This window comes from Cohnella caldifontis, assembly GCF_029360585.1.
Classification (GTDB): Bacteria; Bacillota; Bacilli; order Paenibacillales; family Paenibacillaceae; genus Cohnella; species Cohnella caldifontis.
This window is the reverse complement of record NZ_JAQZSJ010000020.1, coordinates 22,242-43,949: the sequence shown is the minus strand read 5'-3', so window position 1 is coordinate 43,949 and position 21,708 is coordinate 22,242. Positions and strand designations below refer to the sequence as shown.

General features: G+C 54.9%; 21 protein-coding genes, 1 pseudogene and 1 other annotated feature. Of the genes and pseudogenes, 5 read left to right on the top strand and 17 right to left on the bottom strand.

Annotated features, from left to right (window positions below; all coding sequences use genetic code 11):
• Positions 1–63 precede the first annotated feature (63 nt).
• The 5 genes and pseudogenes from PTZ19_RS21230 to PTZ19_RS21210 all read right to left on the bottom strand — a co-directional run bounded on the left by PTZ19_RS21230 (position 64) and on the right by PTZ19_RS21210 (position 3,805).
• Positions 64–420, bottom strand: coding sequence for a CobW C-terminal domain-containing protein (locus tag PTZ19_RS21230; RefSeq protein ID WP_276357691.1), 357 nt, complete (start codon positions 418–420; stop codon positions 64–66).
• Positions 421–678: 258 nt separating this feature from the next.
• Positions 679–1,249: pseudogene (locus tag PTZ19_RS21225) on the bottom strand (GTP-binding protein); the annotation flags it as partial.
• A gap of 34 nt (positions 1,250–1,283) precedes the next feature.
• Positions 1,284–2,237, bottom strand: a complete 954-nt coding sequence (locus tag PTZ19_RS21220) for a metal ABC transporter substrate-binding protein (RefSeq protein ID WP_276357635.1) — start codon at positions 2,235–2,237, stop codon at positions 1,284–1,286.
• 3 nt (positions 2,238–2,240) lie between these two features.
• Complete coding sequence (locus tag PTZ19_RS21215; protein ID WP_276357634.1) at positions 2,241–3,152, bottom strand: metal ABC transporter permease; 912 nt, start codon at positions 3,150–3,152, stop codon at positions 2,241–2,243.
• Positions 3,089–3,805 carry a metal ABC transporter ATP-binding protein gene (locus PTZ19_RS21210; protein ID WP_276357633.1) on the bottom strand — a complete coding sequence of 239 codons (717 nt, stop codon included), beginning with the start codon at positions 3,803–3,805 and terminating at the stop codon, positions 3,089–3,091. Before PTZ19_RS21210 ends, PTZ19_RS21215 begins: the two co-directional genes overlap by 64 nt.
• 300 nt (positions 3,806–4,105) lie before the next feature.
• Here PTZ19_RS21210 and PTZ19_RS21205 point away from each other — a divergent pair, with 300 nt between their 5' ends.
• From PTZ19_RS21205 to PTZ19_RS21190, 4 genes are all read left to right on the top strand, one after another.
• Positions 4,106–5,152 carry a permease gene (locus PTZ19_RS21205; RefSeq protein WP_276357690.1) on the top strand — a complete coding sequence of 349 codons (1,047 nt, stop codon included), beginning with the start codon at positions 4,106–4,108 and terminating at the stop codon, positions 5,150–5,152.
• Between the two features lie 19 nt (positions 5,153–5,171).
• Positions 5,172–6,170: a TIGR03943 family putative permease subunit gene (locus PTZ19_RS21200; protein WP_276357632.1), complete on the top strand. Its 999-nt coding sequence runs from the start codon at positions 5,172–5,174 to the stop codon at positions 6,168–6,170.
• A gap of 87 nt (positions 6,171–6,257) precedes the next feature.
• Positions 6,258–6,519: a binding site (T-box leader), on the top strand.
• Between the two features lie 61 nt (positions 6,520–6,580).
• Positions 6,581–8,245, top strand: a complete 1,665-nt coding sequence (leuA, locus tag PTZ19_RS21195; protein ID WP_276357631.1) for a 2-isopropylmalate synthase — start codon at positions 6,581–6,583, stop codon at positions 8,243–8,245.
• 284 nt (positions 8,246–8,529) lie between these two features.
• On the top strand, positions 8,530–9,180 hold the full coding sequence (locus PTZ19_RS21190; protein ID WP_276357630.1) for a dihydrofolate reductase family protein: 651 nt from the start codon (positions 8,530–8,532) through the stop codon (positions 9,178–9,180).
• 1 nt (position 9,181) lies between these two features.
• Here the strand turns inward: PTZ19_RS21190 and PTZ19_RS21185 are convergent, their stop codons facing one another.
• Positions 9,182–9,583, bottom strand: a complete 402-nt coding sequence (locus tag PTZ19_RS21185; RefSeq protein WP_276357629.1) for a MerR family transcriptional regulator — start codon at positions 9,581–9,583, stop codon at positions 9,182–9,184.
• A gap of 177 nt (positions 9,584–9,760) precedes the next feature.
• Between PTZ19_RS21185 and PTZ19_RS21180 the strand changes: the two genes are divergently transcribed.
• The gene (locus PTZ19_RS21180) at positions 9,761–10,075 is read left to right on the top strand and encodes a hypothetical protein (protein ID WP_276357628.1); all 315 of its coding nucleotides are present in this window, start codon (positions 9,761–9,763) and stop codon (positions 10,073–10,075) included.
• Positions 10,076–10,341: 266 nt separating this feature from the next.
• Here PTZ19_RS21180 and PTZ19_RS21175 read toward each other — a convergent pair whose 3' ends face one another.
• The 11 genes from PTZ19_RS21175 to katG form a co-directional block, all read right to left on the bottom strand.
• Entirely contained in the window at positions 10,342–11,142 is an 801-nt protein-coding gene (locus PTZ19_RS21175; RefSeq protein WP_276357627.1) for an IucA/IucC family C-terminal-domain containing protein, read from the bottom strand.
• Complete coding sequence (locus PTZ19_RS21170; RefSeq protein WP_276357626.1) at positions 11,114–11,935, bottom strand: ABC transporter ATP-binding protein; 822 nt, start codon at positions 11,933–11,935, stop codon at positions 11,114–11,116. Before PTZ19_RS21170 ends, PTZ19_RS21175 begins: the two co-directional genes overlap by 29 nt.
• Before the next feature lie 19 nt (positions 11,936–11,954).
• Entirely contained in the window at positions 11,955–12,992 is a 1,038-nt protein-coding gene (locus PTZ19_RS21165) for a FecCD family ABC transporter permease (protein WP_276357625.1), read from the bottom strand.
• Positions 12,989–13,975 carry a FecCD family ABC transporter permease gene (locus PTZ19_RS21160; protein WP_276357624.1) on the bottom strand — a complete coding sequence of 329 codons (987 nt, stop codon included), beginning with the start codon at positions 13,973–13,975 and terminating at the stop codon, positions 12,989–12,991. The genes PTZ19_RS21165 and PTZ19_RS21160 overlap by 4 nt, the downstream gene beginning before the upstream one ends.
• Before the next feature lie 6 nt (positions 13,976–13,981).
• A complete protein-coding gene (locus PTZ19_RS21155) occupies positions 13,982–15,004 on the bottom strand; it encodes an ABC transporter substrate-binding protein (RefSeq protein ID WP_276357623.1) in 1,023 nt (340 codons plus the stop codon).
• Between the two features lie 128 nt (positions 15,005–15,132).
• Positions 15,133–15,726 (bottom strand): YdeI/OmpD-associated family protein, encoded by a 594-nt coding sequence (locus PTZ19_RS21150; RefSeq protein WP_276357622.1) that lies wholly within the window; start codon positions 15,724–15,726, stop codon positions 15,133–15,135.
• 23 nt (positions 15,727–15,749) lie between these two features.
• Positions 15,750–18,005 carry an excinuclease ABC subunit UvrA gene (locus PTZ19_RS21145; protein WP_276357621.1) on the bottom strand — a complete coding sequence of 752 codons (2,256 nt, stop codon included), beginning with the start codon at positions 18,003–18,005 and terminating at the stop codon, positions 15,750–15,752.
• A gap of 124 nt (positions 18,006–18,129) precedes the next feature.
• Positions 18,130–18,498 (bottom strand): DoxX family protein, encoded by a 369-nt coding sequence (locus PTZ19_RS21140; protein ID WP_276357620.1) that lies wholly within the window; start codon positions 18,496–18,498, stop codon positions 18,130–18,132.
• Between the two features lie 61 nt (positions 18,499–18,559).
• Positions 18,560–18,958 (bottom strand): SRPBCC family protein, encoded by a 399-nt coding sequence (locus PTZ19_RS21135; RefSeq protein ID WP_276357619.1) that lies wholly within the window; start codon positions 18,956–18,958, stop codon positions 18,560–18,562.
• Positions 18,955–19,287, bottom strand: coding sequence for an ArsR/SmtB family transcription factor (locus tag PTZ19_RS21130; RefSeq protein WP_276357617.1), 333 nt, complete (start codon positions 19,285–19,287; stop codon positions 18,955–18,957). Before PTZ19_RS21130 ends, PTZ19_RS21135 begins: the two co-directional genes overlap by 4 nt.
• A 161-nt stretch (positions 19,288–19,448) precedes the next feature.
• Complete coding sequence (katG, locus tag PTZ19_RS21125; RefSeq protein WP_276357616.1) at positions 19,449–21,632, bottom strand: catalase/peroxidase HPI; 2,184 nt, start codon at positions 21,630–21,632, stop codon at positions 19,449–19,451.
• Between the last annotated feature and the right edge of the window lie 76 nt (positions 21,633–21,708).

The following is a 21,708-nucleotide window of genomic DNA, read 5'->3' as shown; positions in this document are numbered from 1 at the left end:
TAATCGCGATATGCATGTTATTTCTATTTCAATATTTTAAAATATTTCTCCTGCTTTATAAGATTATTCTTGACGATTCGGCCATTCATCCGGGAAAAGATTCCAGTCCAGTGCCATTTCCGCATCGCTAAGCAAGCATTGATCCAGACTCTGAATGAGCCTTGCCCGATCCATATCGATACCGATCATCACCAGTTTGTTGATCCGGTCTCCGAACCGAGGGTCCCAGCGTTCCATCAGCTCCGGTTCTTCTTGCAACAAAACTTGTTGCTCATCATCAGGAAGAGCGGCAATCCAATATCCGGAAGGTCCGAATTGGATCGAAGGGCCCGCTTGACTCAAGCTCTGCGCGAGCGAATGCCGAGTGGCGAGCCAGACGATTCCCTTCGCTCTCACCACCTCAGCCGGCCAGTTCTCCATCCACTCGATCAGTCTACCGGGGTGGAAAGGTCTCACGCGTTCATAGACGAATGACGAAATGCCGTATTCTTCGGTCTCCGGCGTATGCGCCGGCTTTTCCATTTCTTTGATCCAACCCGCGGACATGCTGGCTTCTTCGAAGTTGAACAATCCGGTATTCAGGATCTCGGACGGATCCACCCGGCCGTGCTCCGTGCGGATGATCTTGGCGCGCGGCTGCAGTTTCCTCAGTACTTGTTCCAGCTCCTGAAGCTCCGTTTCCTCCACCAGATCGCATTTGTTGAGCAGAAGTACATCGCAAAATTCGATCTGATCGATCAGCAAATCGACCACTTCGCGCGTGTCGTCATCCCCTGTCGCCTGGCTGCGTTCCAGCAGGGTCTCTCCGGATGAAAAATCATGCCAGAAGCGATACGCATCGACCACCGTCACCATGCAATCCAACCGGCAAAACCGGGAGAGATCGATCCCCTGTTCTTCATCGATATAAGTAAAGGTTTGCGCAACCGGTACCAGCTCTCCTACACCGGTAGATTCGCAGAATGTAATCGAACCGGTTTTCCTTCGCCAGTTTCTCGACTTCGCGCAGCAAATCATCGCGAAGGGTACAACAAATGCAGCCGTTCGACATTTCCACCAATTTCTCGTCCGTCCGCGATAACCCTCCGCCGTCCTTGACTAGCGAGGCGTCGATATTGACTTCGCTTAGATCGTTGACGATCACGGCGACTTTCAGCCCGCTGCGGTTATTCAGAACATGGTTCAGTACGGTGGTTTTGCCGGAGCCCAGATAGCCGCTTAAAACGGTAACCGGAATTTGATTGACCATGGCAGTTCCGCCCCTTTCGCATGAAGCGTTTATCTCATTCGTTCAAAGCTCTCTTCAGCGCCTCAAGGTTATTTTTCATGATCCCGATATAATCCAGCCCGTTCTTTTTGTCCTCATCGGTCAGACCCTCAAGGGGATTCAAAACGTCGGTCTTCGCGCCGATCTCGTCCGCTACCGTCCGCGCGACTTTCGGGTCGACCAGCGTTTCGAAGAAAATCGTCTTTACCTGATGGTCTTTGGCGAATTTCACGATCTCCGCCATTTGATCCGGAGAAGGCTCCTGATCGGGAGAGAGTCCGGCAATCGGAATCTGCGTCAATCCGTATTGTTTGGCCAAGTACGCGAACGCGGCGTGCTGGGTGACGAACGTTTTGCGTTTCGCGTTTTGAAGCCCCGATTGGTAATCGGCGTCCAACGCTTTCAGCTTGGCGATCAAATCGTCCGCGTTTTTCCTGTAATCCGCTTGGTTTGCGGGATCCGCCTTCTCGAAGGCAGCCTCGATCGCTTCGACTTCCTTTTGCGCGGTCACCGGATTTAACCAGACATGAGGGTCTGTCAAATGACCGTCCTCATGCGCTTCCTCTCCCCCTCCTTCTTCCTCTTCCGGAATGCCTTCCAGGTCCGCGATGCCTTTGCTTGCTTCTACCGCCAACCGTTTACCGTTCGCCGCGCTCTCCAGCGCTTGTTCCGCCCAGCCTTCTACGATGCCGTTGTAAACGAAGATGTCGGCTTCCTTGATCTGCCTCATGTCTTTGGCGCTCGGCTCCCAGTCATGCGGCTCGGCTCCCGGCGGAATCAACGCGACGACTTCCGCATGAGTGCCGCCGACTTGCTGAGTGAAGTAATACATCGGATAAAAGGTCGTCACGACCTTCAGTCTGCCGCCGTCCGCAACGGTTCGTCCGTTTGGAGTATTTCCGCCGCAGCCGGATAGAAACAGAAGCAGTACCGCAGCCGTTAACGTCGTTTTCACAAACTTTGCATCCATTTTTCATTCCTCCAAGTTCATGTAAGATTCCGGCCTATCCCTTGACATACGGGGGATTCGCGAGAAAGCGGGAACCTGATCTTCCGTCGCGGGCGCTTGACTTTTCTTGGCAAGCCAGAGAACCGCTTTCTTACTGCTGATCCCCGCAACCAAGAACAACAAGAGCACGAGCGCGATGGTTCCTCCAGGCGGCGTGCTCAACCCGTAAGAGGCGGAAAGTCCCGCAAACACCCCGCTCAATCCGATCGCCATGGACAGGATCAGGGCTGCGCTAAAGCTTGGCGCGATCCGGATCGCGAGCGCGGCGGGCAGCACGATCAGGGACGAGACCAACAGCACGCCTACGATCGGCATCGCCGCCGCAACGATCATCCCCGTAATGACGCTAAAACACAGGGAAATCCAGTTGACGGGCATTCCGTTCGTTTTGGCCGTTTCCTCATCGAAAGTCATCTGATAAAGCGGTCTGCGGAAAAGGGTGAAAAATACGCCGCCAACGGCAGCCGCCGCGAAAATCAGCCACAGTTCAGTCGGATTGACGGCCACGACCGATCCGAACAAATACGACGAGAAGCCTTGGTTGAGGCTATGATCGAGGCTCATCAATACGACTGCGCTCGACAAACCTCCGATCAAAATGATCGCGACGGAAATCTCGCTATACGATTTGAAGGACCTGCGCACATATTCAACAACCAAGGCACCGATCACGGCCAAAACAAACCCCATGATCGACGGATCGATATGTAAATAGGCGCCGCCCGCCACTCCCGCAAGCGATACGTGCGACATCATATCGGCCATGAGGGCCTGTCGGCGAAGCATCAAATACACGCCAAGGACGGATGCGATCAGTGCAATGATCCCGCCGGCGCAAAATGCCCGCTGCATGAAGTCGTAGTGCAGCATCTCCACCCGCCGTCCTCCTTTCTTTCCAACTCGATGATCCGATCCAAATATCCCTTTACTTCCGCAAGATTGTGCGTAACCATCACGACCGTCCGGCGATACGCCTGCACATGATGGTGCATCAAATCGTAAAACCCGAACCGGCTGTCCGGATCCATTCCGTTCGTCGGTTCGTCAAGTACGATCAGATCGGGTTCCTGCGCAAGCACCCGAGCGATGCATACCCGCTGCTTCTGCCCTCCCGACAATTCCCCGATTTTGCGGGACCGAAGCTCCCACATCCCGACTTGCCGCAGCGCGTCCTCCGTTCGTTGATGGTCGATCGGCCGAAGCGTTCGAAGCCAGGAACCTCTGCCGTATCGACCCGAACGAACGAATTCCAGAACGGTACTGGGAAAGCCGCCGTTAAAAGCGGCGAGTTGCTGAGGCACGTATCCGATGGAGAGCTTGTTGCCCTCGGCGTTGCGCGGAGCGCGCGTCACGGTTCCTTTCCAAGGCTGCAATAGACCTAGCGCAAGCTTTAGAAGCGTCGTCTTCGCGGCTCCGTTCGGTCCCGTTATCACAACGAACTCGCCCGACATAAAGTCAAGGCTTGCATCGACTAGACAGGGAACGTCGCGATAGCCGAAATCGACCTGCTTCATGGCAATGATCTGCATGAACCCACACTCTCCTTACCTGGCAGGACTTCCTGAAATGCGTAATCATTACGAATAGCAATGAAAAAAAATAAGAACTTACCATACCGATATGTTCGACTGGCTTGCCAACGCTTCGAGTCCACCCCCTTGCTTATTCGTAATATTTACGATCAAGATCCAATGTAATGCTTCCCCCTCCCTTTTGTCAACAGGACTAGAAGGAGAAAAAAAGGATGACTTTGACAATTCGAGGACAAACGGTTATGGTTAAATCGTAATTATTACGTTTTGAGGAAGGTCCGTTCAAGGAGTGAGCTTATGGCAAACGCGATATTTCGTTGGAGCCTGAATCTTGTAACGTTCGGATGCCTGATATGGCTTTACTTCCTCTTTTCGGGCCAACATCCTCCTTCATTATCCTTCTTGACCGGAATCACAGGTTCCGAGTGGCAGGGCTTGAAGACGGTATTCGTCAGTATATTCCTCGAAGCGCTTCCGTTTATTTTGCTGGGCGTACTCGTTTCCTCCTTCCTTCACCTCTTCGTTTCGGAAGATTCGATGCGGAAATTCATGCCGCGGAACCCGGTTCTCGGTGTCGTCTATGCCTGCTTGTTGGGCGTCTTCCTGCCGGTATGCGAGTGCGGCATGATTCCGATCGTCAGACGTTTGATCGGCAAAGGGATGCCCGTCTATATTGGGGTGACGTACGTTTTGGCGGCTCCGGTCATCAATCCCGTGACCTATGCGGCAACGGCAATGGCATTCCGCGCCGATCCGGAAATGGTGTATTCCCGGCTTGGACTTGCTTTTGCGGTCGCCTTGGCGGTCGGACTCGTTTTATACGCGGCCTTACGGGAGAATCCTCTGCGAACGACACGCCGTTCAGGGAGGCATGACCATTCTTACGATGACCATAACCACCATCATCACGACCATGAGCACCCACATCGAGGCAACCGTTATCTTGCGATTTTGACCCATGCTTCGGATGAGTTTTTTGAAATGGGCAAATATTTGCTGCTCGGCTCCTTCCTCACTGCCGTTATCCAAACTTTCGTGAGCAGGTCCGCTTTGGTTTCGTTTAGCGGCGACGCCTGGGGATCCCATCTGCTAATGATGGGTTTCGCCTACCTGATCTCGTTATGCTCCACGTCGGACGCATTTGTCGCGGCATCGTTCTCCGGTACTTTCTCTAAAGGCGCATTGCTTTCGTTCCTTGTGTTCGGACCCATGGTCGATTTCAAAAACACGCTCATGATGCTCTCCGTTTTCCGGTCCCGTTTCGTTCTGAAATTGATTGTCCTGATTGCTATATTGGTATTCTTGGGATCGATCGTCGCGGAACGACTGCTGCTCTACCCCTAACGAGGAAGGAGGTTACGAGATGGAAACGGCAACCGGCCGCCAAATCGCCCATCATGTGCTTCGCGCGCTCATACTGATCGGAATCGCGATGTATATCGTCTATTTACATAGAACGGACCATTTGGATTTATATATCGCACCCCGGATGACTCCTTACGTGAAGCTTGCCGCATGCGGACTCTACATCGTGGGCGCGGTTCAATTCTACATGGCATTCCAACTGTGGAACGGAAAGCCGGAGGATTGCGGCTGTTCTCCCCTGCCTGCTTCCGCTTCCAAGCTCCGGTCTTATCTGGTCTATGCTCTGTTCATCTTCCCGCTTGCGGTTTGTTTCATGACGGCGGATACGACGATCGGGAGCGCAATGGCCGCCAAGAAAGGAATGAACCTGAACGCATTCTCCGCCTTGCGAAGCAAGGGGATCGTCAGTAACGTTACGGTCGATACGCCCGTTAACCCCCCTGCACCCGCCATAACGGATGCGCCGGAAGCGTCCGTGGACTCCGGAAATCCGACTGACCGCGAGTTCGGTTCCGGGGCGCCTGTCGCGCAAGAGCAACCGGCAAATCCGCTCGAACGAATGTTTCCGCACGACGAATATACCGAAGCCTACGCCCGATACGGAATGAAAATCTACGACGACTCCGTCATCACGGTGACGGAAAAAGACTACATGGAAACTTTGAGTACTTTAGCGCTGTTCCTGAATAACTTCGTCGGCAAAAAACTGACGATCGAAGGATTCGTCTACCGCGAAGACGGGATGAAGGATGATCAGTTCGTGATTGGCCGATTCGCGATTCAATGCTGCACGGCAGACGCGATGCCATACGGCGTATTGGTTACATCCCCCGATGCCAAAGCGTACAAAGACGACACATGGCTCAAAATCACGGGAACCATTGACAAGACGCCGTACAACGGTCAAGACACGATTGAGCTCCATGCGGAGGAAATCCGGAAAATCAAGGCGGCGGAAGATCCTTACGTCTATCCCGATTACGATTTCGGAATGTAGCGGCCCGGCATTTTGACTGGACAACGGTGTTTGATTGGCATACACTTGACAAGAAGGTCTAAGTGAGATAACTTTTGATGTAATAATGAATAGGCGTTGAAAAGGAATAGTAAGGTTTTCTAAGCGCGCAGAGAGCTGTTGGACGGTGCGAAACAGCCGTGTAGAAAATCCGAACTCGCCTTGGAGCTGCTCGCTGAACCCGCTGAGTAGGCGTAGCCGGGACCTGACCGTTATTCAGGAGGATTCCGCGGGCTGTCCGTTTATTGAAGCCCCGTATCCGCAGAGTGCATGCCTGACGGCATGAATTCGGAGTGGTACCGCGTAAGACGTCAAGTCTTTCGTCTCTGTAAGAGGAGACGAAAGACTTTTTTGCATTTCAACCGATTTTCACTTCGAAAGGAAGAGCAACCATGAAAAATGTCGAAAAATACGCCAGAGGATATTTTATGCCGCCGGAGGCGAGCCTGAATTGGACCCGTAAGGAATACATCACGGAGGCGCCGATCTGGTGCAGTGTCGACCTTCGCGACGGGAATCAGGCATTAATCGTGCCGATGAACCTGGAGGAAAAACTCGAATACTTCAAGCTGCTTGTGGAAATCGGCTTCAAGGAGATCGAGGTCGGCTTCCCTGCCGCTTCGGAAACGGAATTCGCCTTTTTGCGCACGTTGATCGAACAGGATTTGATCCCGGACGACGTCACGATCCAAGTGCTGACCCAATCGAGGGAGCACATCATCCGCAAAACCTTCGAATCGCTGAAAGGCGCGAAAAAAGCCGTCGTCCATTTGTACAACTCGACTTCTTTGGCGCAGCGGGAACAAGTTTTCCGGAAATCCAAAGAAGAAATCATCGACATCGCTTTAAGCGGAGCCAAGTTGTTGAAGCAGTGCGCGGAAGAAACAGAAGGGAACTTCCAGTTCCAGTATTCGCCGGAAAGTTTTACGGGTACGGAAATCGACTTCGCGCTGGACATTTGCAATCGCGTGCTCGACGTATGGAAACCGACGGCGGAAAATCCGGTCATCATCAACCTTCCGGCCACGGTCTCCATGTCGCTGCCTCACGTTTACGCCAGCCAAATCGAGTACATGAGCAATCACTTGAATTTCCGCGAACACGTGATTCTGTCGCTGCATCCGCATAACGACAGAGGCACGGGCGTTGCTGACGCGGAATTGGGGATGCTGGCCGGCGCCCAGCGCGTCGAGGGCACCCTGTTCGGAAACGGGGAGCGTACGGGGAACGTGGACATTGTCACGCTGGCCTTGAACATGTTCTCGCACGGGGTTGACCCGAAGCTGAACTTCGAGAATATTCCGGCGATCGCTTCCGTTTATGAAAGGCTGACCAAGATGAAGGTCAGCGAAAGACATCCTTTCGCCGGCGAGCTCGTCTTCACCGCTTTCTCCGGGTCGCATCAGGACGCGATCGCGAAGGGGATGAAATATCGCGAGGAACAAAATCCCCCCCATTGGTCGGTCCCCTATCTGCTGATCGATCCGAAAGATATCGGCAGGCAATACGAAGGCGATATTATCCGGATTAACAGCCAATCCGGCAAAGGCGGAATCGGATACGTTCTGCAGCAAAAGTACGGGCTGGATCTTCCGCCGAAAATGCGCGAACACTTCGGATATTGCGTGAAGAACGTATCCGACCAGCAGCAAAAAGAGCTGATGCCGGATGAGATATACGATATTTTCGTCAAAGAATACGTGAATATCAAAACGCCCGTCGAGTTTATCAAATTCCGAATGCTTGACGATGAAGAGTTTCAGACCGTCGTCACCGTACGCTCAGGAAACGAAGTGAAGGAAATTACGGGCAATGGTAACGGCAGGCTCGACGCGATCAGCAATGCGTTGCAGGGCTATCTTGGGATCGACTATTCCGATTTGGTTTATACCGAGCATGCGCTGGAAACCGGCTCTAAATCGCAAGCCGTCTCCTATATCGGGATCAAGGCTGCTGACGGCGCCATGCATTGGGGATGCGGCATTGACGTCGATATCCTGAGTTCCTCCGTGAAGGCGCTGTTTAGCGCGGTGAATCAGCTGAGCCGTAATCGATAAGGAATGAACGTTCAATTGGGGAAACGGCGTAAGTTCTTGTCCGGGCTTATGGACAAGAACTTACATCTCCGATTGATATCCCCCTCCCTGCGACTTCGAACTCCATGCAAGATCCCCCCTCCCGACAATCTGCCATCCGAAATAAGGACAACTTCCCCCGCCAAAAACTTTACCGACGATCCCCATATCGAAAAGAATTTTTCCCAACACGCATCGAGATCCTTTCGCCTCGTTCGTCGTTTTTCATGAGAGCGAAAATCAATCCTTGAAAGGATGAGAGACGAATGGGAAAACTTGTCGTGCACATGTTCATGACGTTGGATGGCGTTATTCAAGCGCCCGGGGAGCCCGATGAAGATCGTGAAGGCGGTTTCGGCTATGGCGGATGGCAAGTACCGTATATCGATGCGGAGTCCGGCCAACTGATCGCGGCGGATTATGCGAGCGTAGACGCTCTGCTGTTCGGTCGGAAGACGTACGAAATCTTCGCGCCTTACTGGAAGCAGGCTCCGATCGAAAACCCGTTCACCAAGCTAATGAACGAGAAACCGAAATTTGTTGCTTCCCGGACGTTGACCAGCGTCGATTGGAACCAGGCAAAGCTGCTCGAAGCGGATGTGATCACGAGCGTACCTTCGTTGAAGGAACGGTATGCGGAAATTCACGTCGTCGGAAGCGGAGATCTCGTCCAGACCTTGCTTCGTCACGAGCTGATAGACCGAATGAACATCTGGCAGTATCCGCTTTTGCTCGGAAAGGGAAAACGGTTTTTCGGCGAGGGAACGATACCGACAGCCTTGCGTTTGGTTGAATCCAGAACGTTCTCCAACGGCACCGTTCTCCTGCGCTACGATGCTGCGGGGAAACCGTCTTTCGGCAACATGGCATGGGATGCCGACGGAACGAACAAATCGGACGAAATGTTTAACCAGTAACTCAAAAGGGCCGGGTTTCCGGCCCTTTTGAGTTTTCGGACAGAAAACATTCGTCCCACGAAAGGCAGGAACATCGCAGCCCCCGCTCGAGCGCCTCCTGCATCAGAACAAGCTCCCTTTGCTTCTCTTCGAGTTCTTCTCGTTTGATCCGTGCCATGGCCCGCCAACGTTCGGACGGCGGAACGTTGGAATCGAAGCCCTCCAGCAGCGTCAGGATTTCGCTCACCTGGAAACCGGCCTGCTGAGCCATCTTGATGACCCGGATCCGAAACAGGATGTCGGGCGAATAACGCCGCTGCCCGCCTTTGCGTTCAACGGGCGGCAGCAGCCCCTCTTTCTCGTAGTACCGCAGCGTACTTGCCGGAACGCCGCTCTGATCCGCTACATCGCCAATGGATAGCATAAGAATCGCCTGCCCTTGACTTAAAGTGAACTTTAAGTTTTATGCTTGCACTATACTCGAAATGGAGGTAAATGACAATGAAGATGTCCAGTTTAGGGCCGTTCACCGTTTGCGGCCCGTGTTGCTTGCATGCTCCCTGGATTGCGCTTGCAAAACCGAGCAAAGGGGTGATTCCACATGACGGAATTCTGCGACGTAGCTTGTTACAAACGGACTTTCTCAACGGATGAAATGAAAACGTACGATGCGTTACGCGAAGCGATATTCCGGGATCTCATCCATACGAACGAGTTGGTCGACGGATACGCATTCCGATTCCCCTTCGACGCTCATCTCCTGAGGCGTTTCGCCGAATGGATCCCTCTAGAGTTGAAGTGTTGCCCGTTCCTGAAGGCGGCCATTTCCATCACGTGCGATGACGGGATCATCCTTGCGCTGTCGGGCCCGGCGGAGATCAAGACGTTCCTGCTTCAGGAATTGAAATTGGCGTAACGGACACCACAGCCGTTATTGGAGCAATTTCAATGTTTTTCCAATCGTAACGGACAACACGGACCTTAAGCGCTACACATCGCGGCTAATCAGCGGTACTTTTGCCGAATAAGTGCCATCATGTCCGTTAGAACTCGATAGGTCGAGGAATGCCCCCGATAACGTCCGCTGAGTCCACTAGCCTGATGCAGACTGGGTATTTCTATGCGAAATGCCATTCGTCGAAAAAAAGAACGCTCTATTGCTCGCAATAGGCGTTCTTTTCTCTACTGAAGTTGCTCTTTGCCCATGATCCGATCCTTGCGCGGACATACGGAGCAGCACGTTTTATGATCCGAAGCCCTATAAGCCAGGCAGCAGGTTTGGCGGATCCGAACCGGTCGATCGGATTCGGCCGTCTCGATTTTGGGAAAATCGAACCTGGCGAGCGGGTTGGCATCCAGGCCGAAGCAGCTTCCCTTTGCAACCTTCAGCAAATAGTCATAATCCTCCCGGATGCGATCCTTCTCCCGTTCCCCTGCGTCTTGCCCTACTCTTCTCTCATACAGCCAGTAAACGTAGACGCTCGTATTTTCCCACAGCACCGTTTCCGAAATGGAAGCGACTTTCGAAAGTACATGCCATACCTTCGCGAGATGATCGGCGAATATCGTCGTTACGATCTTCTCCCTCCACTCGCCGCGCCTCTCTTCGCTGACCTGCGACATCCGCCAGTCATCCAACCGCAGTCCCGGCAGCCATGTTCCGTTTCGGTATCCGGATTCCACCCTGCAGTTCTCGATCGACCAATCCAACGACCGATCGAACATCGTCATCGCGTACAGGCTGGAGGTCGTGATCAGGTAACTGTACCTTTTGGCGAACAAGGAAGCACGCACGGGTTTGGCAGCCGCAGGAAAGATCCGGTCCAGCCGGCTTACGTATTCTTCGCATTTGGCGGGATCGAGCAAGTCCGAAGCGGCAATCGATAACGCCCGTTCCTCCGCCGGCATAGCCGCGAGACGGAAGTTCTCGGCGAGGTAAGCAAGCTCTTCGCGTTCAAACGGAGACGGCGTGCGTGCGGTCATGGCTAATCGTTCTGCCCCTTCCGTAAGGAATGCACATGGGCGTGCCGAACAGAGGATCTGCCGAGATCTCGCAGTCCATTCCGAACACTTCCCTGACCATCGAACGGGTCAGGATTTCCTCCGGTTTCCCTTCCGCGCAGATCGATTTATCGCGGATCGCGACCATATGATGGGCGTAACGGCAAGCCAAGTTCAAATCATGGAGAACCATGACGATCGTGCGCCCCTCCCGTTCGTTCAGCTCGAACAGCAGATCGAGAATTTCGATCTGGTACGTCAAATCCAGGTAGGTCGTCGGTTCGTCCAAAAGAATGACGTCGGTCCCCTGCGCGAGCGTCATCGCGATCCAAGCGCGTTGACGTTGGCCGCCCGACAGCGAATCCACCGTGCGATCGGCGAAGACGAGCATATTCGTATCCGCTAGAGCTTTCATGACCATCCGTTCGTCTTCGGACGACCATTGGCGCAACCAACTTTGATGCGGATATCTGCCCTGCTTCACCAGTTGAAGGACCGTCAGCCCTTCCGGCGCGATCGGACCTTGCGGCAGGATCGCCATCTTTTTCGCCAGCTCCTTGGTCGGTTGGTCGAAGATCGCCTTGCCGTCCAATACGACCGTACCGCTAAGCGGCTTGAGCAGACGCGCCATGGAACGCAGCAACGTCGATTTCCCGCAGCCGTTGCTCCCGACGAAAACGGTAATTTTCCCTTCCGGAATGGAGAGGTTGAGGTTTTCGATAATGGATCCGCTGCCGTATGACAGGGTAAGCGATTGGGCTTCCAAAACGGTCATCGGTATTCCCTCGCTTTGCTTATTGATGTCGGTTGCGGTATAGGAGATAGATGAAGAAGGGAGCTCCGATCCCCGAGACGAATACGCCCGCGGGAAGGTCGAGCGGCAGGAAAAGGGTCCGTGCCGCCGTATCGGCCATGAACACGATCATGCCGCCGATCAGCGCGGTAACGGGAACCAGGGAGCCGAATGACCGTCCCGCCAGCATTCTGGAAATATGCGGAGCCATCAACCCGACGAAGCCGATCGCTCCGGCGAACGCAACGGCTGAGCCGGCCAAGGCGACGCTTATCAGCAACAGCGCGAAGCGGTTGCGCTGAACCTTCGCTCCCAGACCAAGCGCCACGCCGTCGCCCAATTCCTGCACGTTCAATTTGCGCGACAGTACGAAGGTCAACGGCACGAAAATAACCACCCATGGCAGCAGCGACATCACATGGTTCCAATTGGCGCCATATACGCTGCCGGTCAGCCATATATAAGCTTCGCTCGTCGAGTAGGTGGGGCTGAGGACGATCATCAGCGTCACGGCTGCGCTTGTAAGAGATTGGATTCCGATCCCGATGAGCACGAGCCGGATGGGCGTAACCCCATTGTTTCGGGCCAGCGCGTACATGAGCAGAGATACGACGCAGGCGCCCGAGATGGCCGCTAGCGGAACCCACTTGAGACTGATTTCCGAATGGAATGTAATTACGTACACGGCTGCCGCGGAAGCCCCTCCGGTAATGCCGACGATATCGGGCGAAGCAAGCGGATTTCGCACGATGCCCTGCAGGATGAGGCCGGCCACGCCAAGCGCCATGCCGGCCAGCATGGACAGCACCATCCTCGGGAGCCGAAGCGTGCCGATAACGAACGCGTGCTCCTCCCCATTCGTCCCGATCAGATGCTTCATGACCGCGATCGGGTGAATGAAAGTCGACCCGACGGACAGTCCCGTCAGAAATAGCAGTGCCGTTAAGCCTAGCAAGATAAGCAACATGCGAATCGTCCGGTTTTCCACGATAAACGAGAAAGATTCGGACCGCGAGCGCAGAACCGTATGCTTCCTCACGCTTTCCTGAACCCCCTCCGCGCGATCGCAATAAAGAAAGGCGCCCCGATCAAAGCGGTTACGATGCCGATCGGCATTTCCTCCGGCCGGATCACGAACCGGGCCGCGATATCGGCCATCAACAGGAGACTGGCGCCGAGCACCGCGGAATAAGGAATAATCCAGCGGTAGTCGATCCCGACCAGAGAACGGACCAGATGCGGCACCACCAGCCCGATAAAACCGATCAAGCCGCCGACGGCGACCGATCCTCCGGCCAGCACGACGATGATCGCGCCCATGAGCAGCTTGACGGCGATGACCTTCTGTCCCAGCCCCTTGGCGATATCGTCGCCGGAGGTCAGGATATTGACGGCGGGCCCCAGACACAGGGCCAGTATCCCCGCGGCGATCACGACCGGAAATACGGGGTACGCCATGTCCAGCGTCCGGCCGGACACGGAACCGCCGATCCAGAACAAGACGCCCTCCAAATTTTGTTCGTTCACGACCAGCAAGCCCGAGGTGAACGAACTGAACAACGCCGTAAGGGCGGCGCCTGCCAGCACGATCTTGATCGGCGACAGCGCGTCCCGGCCGACGGAGCCGAGCAGGAATACCAGCAAGGCGGCGACGGTTGCTCCGAGAAAGGCGAACCACATGAGATGGGCCAGCGAGTTGAACGAGAGAAAGACGGCGCCGAACACGACGAAAAATAGCGCGCCCGCATTAATGCCGAATAAATCGGTCGAAGCCAGCGGATTTCGGGTCAATGCCTGCATCAACGCCCCGGCTACCGCCAGGCTCGCGCCGATCATGCAGGCGATTACCGCCCTGGAGAGGCGGGTCGTCCGGATGATGACCTGTTCGGCCGAATCCCGATCGTAATGAAGGAACGCGGACGCCGCCGTGGCAAGCGGCGTCCGCGTCTGACCCCATAGAATGCTCGCGGCGAAGGATACGAGCAAGAGAGCGAAACAGGCCCAAAGTCCGAGTGCTTTCATAAGCGATTACTTCTCTAACTGATAATGATCGTAAATTTGATCCAGCATCATGTTGGCCGCGAGGATTCCGCCGCCCATGTTCCACGGCACCTCGTCGACGATGGTAACCTGGTTGTTTTTGACGGCGTCGAGGGTTTTCCACAACGGATGGCCGGTCCACTCCGCATACGTCTTCTTGATCAATTCCGCGTCGGCGTTGTGGCCGTCCGCGTTAAAGATGAAGAATACGTCCGCGTTCATGCTCGGAATGCTCTCCATGCTGGTGAGCTGGAGGACGACGTCGCCTTTATCCGCCGCTTTCTGCTGCGATTCCGGTCTGACGAAGCCGAGCTCGGTCAGGATGTCGCCGGCAAACCCGGATACGTAAATCCGCGCATGGTCCGTTCGGAAGTTCAGCACGGACACTTCAACCGGCCACTCGCTGCCCAGCTTGGCGGTTACTTTCGATTTGAAATCTGCCACTCTGCGGTCCCAATCCGCCAGCAGCTGATTGGCCTGCACTTCGCGATTGGCGGCCTGCCCGATCAGATTGACCGTATCTTTGAATTTGAACACCGTATCGTGCGTGACGGTAGGCGCGATTTTGGACAGTTGATCGTAGACCTTCTCATGGCGAAGCTTGGAGGCAATGATCAAGTCCGGCTTCAGTTTCTCGATTTCCTCCAAGTTCGGCTGAGTTTCCACCCCGACGATCGGCACGTCCTTCAGATCGTCCCGCAAGTATTCGTAGACGGGCTGCTGCGTCCAGGATTCCACGATGCCGACCGGCTTGATACCCAAGGCAACCGCGACGTCCGTAGCTCCTTGATACAGCGTAACGACGCGCTGCGGCGTGCCTTTCACCTTCGTTTCTCCCATCGCGTGTTTGATCGTGCGTTCATCGGATTCAGCCGCGGCCTGCGTCTCCGGCGCCGCGGAAGAAGTCGAAACGTTGCTAGCCGTACTATCCTTGGCCGTCGGACTTCCGCACCCGACAACGGCCAACATCAACATGAGCATCAAGCTGAAAACAGAAACCGATTTCTTCATCGTGAACATTCACCCAGCCCTATGTATGTAATGAGAATGAGAATGATTATCACTCCAAATTAAATGATAATCATTCTCAGTGGCATTGTCAACCAATTCGCCTAAAAAAGAAAAGCCCCTCTGCGGGGCTAGTCATCCAATCCTTTACCATCCAAGATCTGCGGGATGTATTTTTCGATCCTCGATTCCCGAGTCTTGGATTGTTTCGCCTGGGAGAAGTAATAAAGATACCCTCTCTGCCGTCCCGGCGTCAACGATTCGAAAGCCGTTTTCAAGTCCGGGAGTTCAACGAACTTATTTTGCAATTCTTCGGGTATCTCATAGTCCGCGGTCTTTTTCATTTCCACTTGTAGACCGGCTTTCTCGATTTCGATGGCTTCGTCGATATAGGTTTTCAAAATCAGCTGCATCTCGTCGATTTGCCGGGCGCTGGCGAACCGAATCTGACGCGCCGCCTGGACATTCTCCGTTTGCTGGATCAGGATGCCATGGGGATCTTTCAACAGAGCGCCTTTGTGGAACAGAAGCGCGCAGTAATCTTTGAACCCGTGGATCAGCACGACGTTTTTATTCTCATATGTGTAGCAAGGGTGCATCCACTTGAAATCTTCGGTCAGTTCGCAGTCCAGTACGATCTCTCTCAGCTTCTCGAATTCTTCCTTCCACTGCTTCGCTTTTCTAAAAAACGGGTCGATTTTCGGGTTCCGTACCCCTGCGGCCATCAAAGAACGCTCCTTTCCTTTTTTTACTTCAAGTATCTGCCCGTGATCGACTGCTCCGCATGGATGATTTGCGTTGGCGTCCCCTCGAATACCACCTGGCCGCCCTTGCTGCCTCCGTCCGGTCCCATATCGATGATCCAATCCGCTTGGCCGATGACCTCAAGGTTGTGCTCGATGACGATCACCGTATTGCCGGCGTCCACCAGACGGTTCATGATCTCAAGCAGGTGACCGATATCGGACATGTGCAAGCCCGTCGTCGGCTCGTCCATCACGTAAATGCTGCCCTTCTTGTGCAGCTCGCTCGCCAGCTTGATGCGTTGGCACTCTCCGCCCGAGAGCGTGCTGAGCGGCTGGCCGAGCGTAATATAGTTCAAGCCGACGTCGCACATCGCCTGGAGCTTGCGCACCACGTCTTTGAGCTCGAAAAAGTCCAACGCTTGCTCAACCGTCATTTCCAGCACGTCCGCAATCGATTTGCCGTTCAGCTTGTACGCCAGCACTTCTTCCTTGAACCTTCTGCCCCCGCAAACTTCGCAGGGCAGTTTCACGCTGTCGAGATAGGCAAGGTCCGTATACACGACGCCCAACCCTTGGCAGTTCTCGCAAGCTCCTTTAGAGTTGAAGCTGAACAAGCCCTGATCGACCTTGTTCGCGGAAGCGAACGCCTTGCGCACGTCGTCCATGATGCCGGTGTAGGTAGCGGGATTCGAACGCGTGGACACGCTCACCGCCGATTGGTCGATGACGATCGCATCCGGATGCTGGCTGAGGAATACTTCGTTAATCAACGTACTCTTGCCCGAGCCGGCGACACCCGTCACGACGGTCAGCACGCCGGTCGGAATGTCTACGTTCACGTTCCGCAAATTATGCAGCGTGGCATTCCGGATGGGCAGCTTGCCCGAAGGCTTCCGGCAGTGCGCCTTCAGTTGGAGCGGCCGTTTCATATGGGTGCCCGTCAGCGTATCGGCCTCCAGCAAGCCTTGGAAGCTTCCTTCGTACACGATCGTGCCTCCGCGGCTGCCGGCATGCGGGCCGACATCGACGATATGATCCGCCACTTTGATCACATCGGGATCATGCTCGACGACAATGACCGTATTGCCTTTGTCGCGCAGCTTCACCAGCAGCTCGTTGAGACGGTGAACGTCACGGGGATGCAAACCTACGCTGGGTTCATCGAAAATGTAAGTGACGTCCACGAGACTGCCGCTTAAGTGCTTCACCATTTTAACCCGCTGCGACTCGCCTCCGGACAAGGTGTCCGTCTCTCGGTCGAGCGTCAAATAATCGAGTCCGATATCCACCAGATGCTGCAACCGCTCCGATAACGACTTCACGATCGGCGCGGCGACAGGATCGTTGATCTCCCGAATGACGCGGATGAGCTGTCCGACCTCCATGGCCGACATGTCCGCGATGTTAAGTCCATTGATTCTGCAGCTGAGCGCGGCCTGGCTGAGTCTCGCGCCGTGGCAGCTGGTACAAGGCCCCTCGGTGATGTACGGCGCGACCGATTGTTGCGTGCGCTCGGACATCGCCTTCAGATCCCGCTTGATGTACTTATTGGTGAATTTCTCGATGAAGCCTTCCACCGTGATGTTCATGGTTTTCCCGCCGAACTGCGTCGCCACTTTCCTCGCCTTGCCGTACAGCAGCTGATCCCGTTCCGCTTCGGTAAATTCGTTCAGCTTCTTATCCGGATCGAACGACCCCGACTGCACGATCATCGCCCAATCGAAGCTGTCGACGGAAAAGCCCGGGAGCTGGACCGCTCCTTCTCTCAACGACTTGGACATGTCCACGGCCTTATTCATGTCGACGCCCAGGCTGCGGCCGATCCCGTTGCATTCGGGACACATGCCTTGCGGATCGTTAAACGAGAACATGTATACGGGTCCGACGTAGGGTTGACCCACTCGGGAGAAAAGCAAACGGAGAAGCGGCGAAATATCGGTAATCGTGCCCATCGTCGAATGGGAGCCGCCGCCCAGCCTTTTCTGATCCACGATCACCGCCATGCTCAGGTTCTCGATGGCGTCTGCGTCCGGTTGCGGAATGCGAGGCAGAAAATTGCGGACGAACATGCTGAAGTTCTCGTTCAGCAGACGCTGGGATTCCGCGGCGATCGTATCGAAGACGATCGATGACTTGCCGGATCCGGATACCCCGGTAAAGATCGTGATTTTCCGCTTGGGAATGCGCAGGGATACGTTCTTGAGATTATTCTCCCTCGCACCCGAGAGTACGATAAATTCCTCATTCGATTGGGTCATGCGTAACTCCCTTCCGATTTTTGTATATTCACATTGTAACATTCTTCCGGAAATCGGGTTGCCAGTTGGTCCGAAAAAGACTTAAAACCGGCTGCTTGTGACATGCAGCCGGTGCAAGAATGATTTAGGCTAACGGATTCGGCAGATCGCCCGCAAACAATAACAGGACGGCAACGGCCAACGCAAGCGTGACGATTGCGGGTGCCGTTTTGCCCACGGGATGTTTGACTCGGATATGCGACAGGATCGCGATCGCCATCGTAACGCCGAGCCAAACGCCGGCCCACGCAGCCGTTCCCGGATACCAATACCCGACGACGAGAGCTGCTGCGCCGATTAACTGGACGATGCCGGTTACGACGCGAAACCATTGAGGCAGTCTGATCGATTCGAACAGCTCGACCTGTTGTTTAGCCCCCGCGATCTTGCTTCCGCCTTGAAAGGCGATCCAGAGAAGCAGCCAACTTTGAATCACGATGGACAGGATATGCAAGGATCATCACCTCCCGCTGCATAATTACCGATTCTTTTCAAAAACTCGTCGTACGTCCTCTTTAAGCTTCCAGCGCCTTTTCCAGATTGCCGCACATGTTGCTCCAGCCATATTTCGCACCATTCAGCGCTTGAGGGTTCGAAATTCCGGTCTGTTCGAGATGCAGGTTGACCTTGCCGTCGCCTAACTCCTGCAAAGTCCAGGTGACCGTATGCTTCTCGCCTCCGCTCCCCCAAGTATAGGACAACCGGTTCGGAGCCTCGACGACCAGCACTTCCCCTTCCACCAGTCCATCCCACCCGTTGACCGGCTGCGTGCGGAATTGGAACCGGTGTCCGACGACGGGCTTGAAGTCATTGTCCATCACCCACTGGGCCAGTTTGCCGGAATCGGTTAAAGCGGACCACAGCTTCTCGATGGTTGTTTTGTACTCGAAATCCAAAGTCAACGTTAAGCTCATTCTTCTTCTTCCTCCTCCAAAAGTCGGTTCAAGCGCAACAGATTCGTACTCCAGAACTTGCTGTAGAAAGCCAGCCAATCTTGAACTTCTCTGAGAGGCGTCGCGTTAAGCCGATAACGCGTTTCCCTGCCGACTTTACGGTCCAGCACCAGTCCGGCTTCTTTCAGGATGGCGAGATGCTTGGATACCGCCGTACGGCCCATCGGAAACTGCGCCGTCAATTCATGGAGCGGGAGCTCCTCTGCCTCGGCTAATAGTCGAATCAACCTGCGCCTTGTAGGATCTGCGATCGCGTCGAACACATCCCTTAACGGATTGTTCTCGGTCACAACACCCTCTCCTAGTTTTTTTGGATTTTCAAATTGGACACCTTTTGGTGACACTTTGATTATAGGACACCATTTAGTGTCGTGTCAACGAGCTTTCGGAAAAATAAAAAAGGCGCCTCCCCGGTCTGTAGGACCGTGAGACGCCCTTTGCGATACTGCCGTTATTTCAAGTCGAAGCGATCCGCGTTCATGACCTTGACCCATGCCGCGATAAAGTCGCGGACGAACTTCTCTTGGTTATCGTCTTGGGCATAAACTTCCGCGATGGCACGCAGGACGGAGTTCGAGCCGAACACGAGATCCACCAAGGTTGCGGTACGCACGACCTCGCCCGTCTTGCGGTTGCGTCCTTCATATACGCCGCCTTCTACGGGTTTCCACTCCACGCCCATATCGAGCAAGTTCACGAAGAAATCGTTCGTGAGCACGCCTACGCGATCGGTGAACACGCCATGTTTCGTGCCGCCGTAGTTGGTGCCGAGCACGCGCATGCCGCCGATCAGCACCGTCATTTCCGGAGCCGTAAGCGTAAGCAGCTGAGCCTTGTCTACGAGAAGATCGGCCGGGCTGACGCGATACTGCTGCTTCTGATAGTTGCGGAATCCGTCCGCGACCGGCTCCAGCACGGCAAAGCTTTCCGCGTCGGTTTGCTCTTGCGTGGCATCGCCCCGACCGGGAGTGAAAGGAACGGTCACGTCAAAGCCTGCATCCCGTGCGGCCTTTTCGACTGCGGCGCTGCCGCCGAGTACGATCAGATCGGCCAAGCTGACCGGTTTGCCGAAGTCTTCCCGAATGACCTCGAGAATTTTCAGCACTTTGGCGAGTTGTGCCGGCTGGTTCGCTTCCCAATCCTTCTGCGGAGCCAGACGGATGCGGGCGCCGTTCGCGCCGCCGCGCATATCCGAACCGCGGAAGGTGCTGGCGGAAGCCCAAGCCGTCGTTACGAGCTCGCCGATCGTAAGGCCGGAATCCAGGATCTTCGTTTTCAGTTCCTCGGCTTCCGCATCGGTAATGACATAAGCGGGAGCCGGGATCGGGTCTTGCCAGATGAATTCTTCCGCCGGAACTTCAGGGCCGAGATATCTGGCGCGGGGACCCATGTCGCGGTGCGTAAGCTTAAACCAGGCGCGGGCGAACGCGTCGGCAAATTCTTCGGGATTTTCCATGAAGCGGCGGGAAATCTTCTCGTACGCCGGATCCACGCGCAATGCCATATCCGCGGTCGTCATCATCGTCGGAACGCGAACGGACGCGTCTTCCGCGTCGGGAGCAAGATGTTCCGGCGCAGGATTGACGGGGGCCCATTGGTACGCCCCAGCCGGACTCTTCGTCAGCTCCCATTCAGATCCGAACAAGTTCTGGAAGTACCCATTATCCCATTTCGTCGGGTTCGACGTCCAAGCGCCTTCGATGCCGCTGCCGATCGTGTCGCGGCCTTTGCCGGAGCCGTGCGTGCTGATCCAGCCTAGCCCCATCGCTTCAACGGGAGCGGCTTCCGGCTCCGGACCTACGTGCGAAGGATCTCCCGCGCCATGCGCCTTGCCGAACGTATGGCCGCCCGCCACGAGCGCGACGGTTTCCTCGTCGTTCATGCCCATGCGCTTGAACGTCTCGCGAATGTCGCGCGCGCTGGCCAGCGGATCCGGCTTCCCGTTCGGACCTTCCGGATTGACATAGATGAGGCCCATTTGCACGGCTGCAAGCGGATTCTCGAGATCGCGGTCGCCGGTGTAACGATTATCCCCCAGCCATTCCTTCTCCGCGCCCCAGTAAATGTCTTCTTCCGGATGCCAGACGTCCGCGCGGCCGCCGCCGAAACCGATCGTCTTCCCGCCCATGGATTCGATTGCGGCATTGCCCGCCAGAATGAACAGGTCGGCCCAAGAGATTTTATTGCCGTACTTTTGCTTAATCGGCCAAAGCAGCCTGCGGGCTTTATCCAAGCTCACGTTGTCCGGCCAGCTGTTCAACGGAGCGAAACGCTGCGTGCCGGTTCCGGCTCCGCCGCGGCCGTCTCCCGTCCGATACGTTCCGGCGGAGTGCCAGGCCATACGGATAAATAATGGACCATAGTGACCGTAGTCGGCAGGCCACCAATCTTGGCTGTCCGTCATCAGTTCGTACAGATCCTGCTTCAGCGCCTGGTAGTCCAGTTTCTTGAAAGTTTCCGCATAATCGAAGTCGTCGCCCATCGGGTTCGATTTTCTGTCATGCTGGTAAAGAATATTCAAGTTCAACTGGTTCGGCCACCAATGCTTATTGGATGTCGCCGTCGGGTTGTGATTCGTTACACTGCCATGCGAGAAGGGGCACTTTCCTGTGCTGGCTGCAGCCGTTGGATCCATTTCTACCTCTCCTGTCTTTTATAATTTGTTTTAATTTATAATTATTCTAATCTAGATGCGCAACCGAAATCAATAC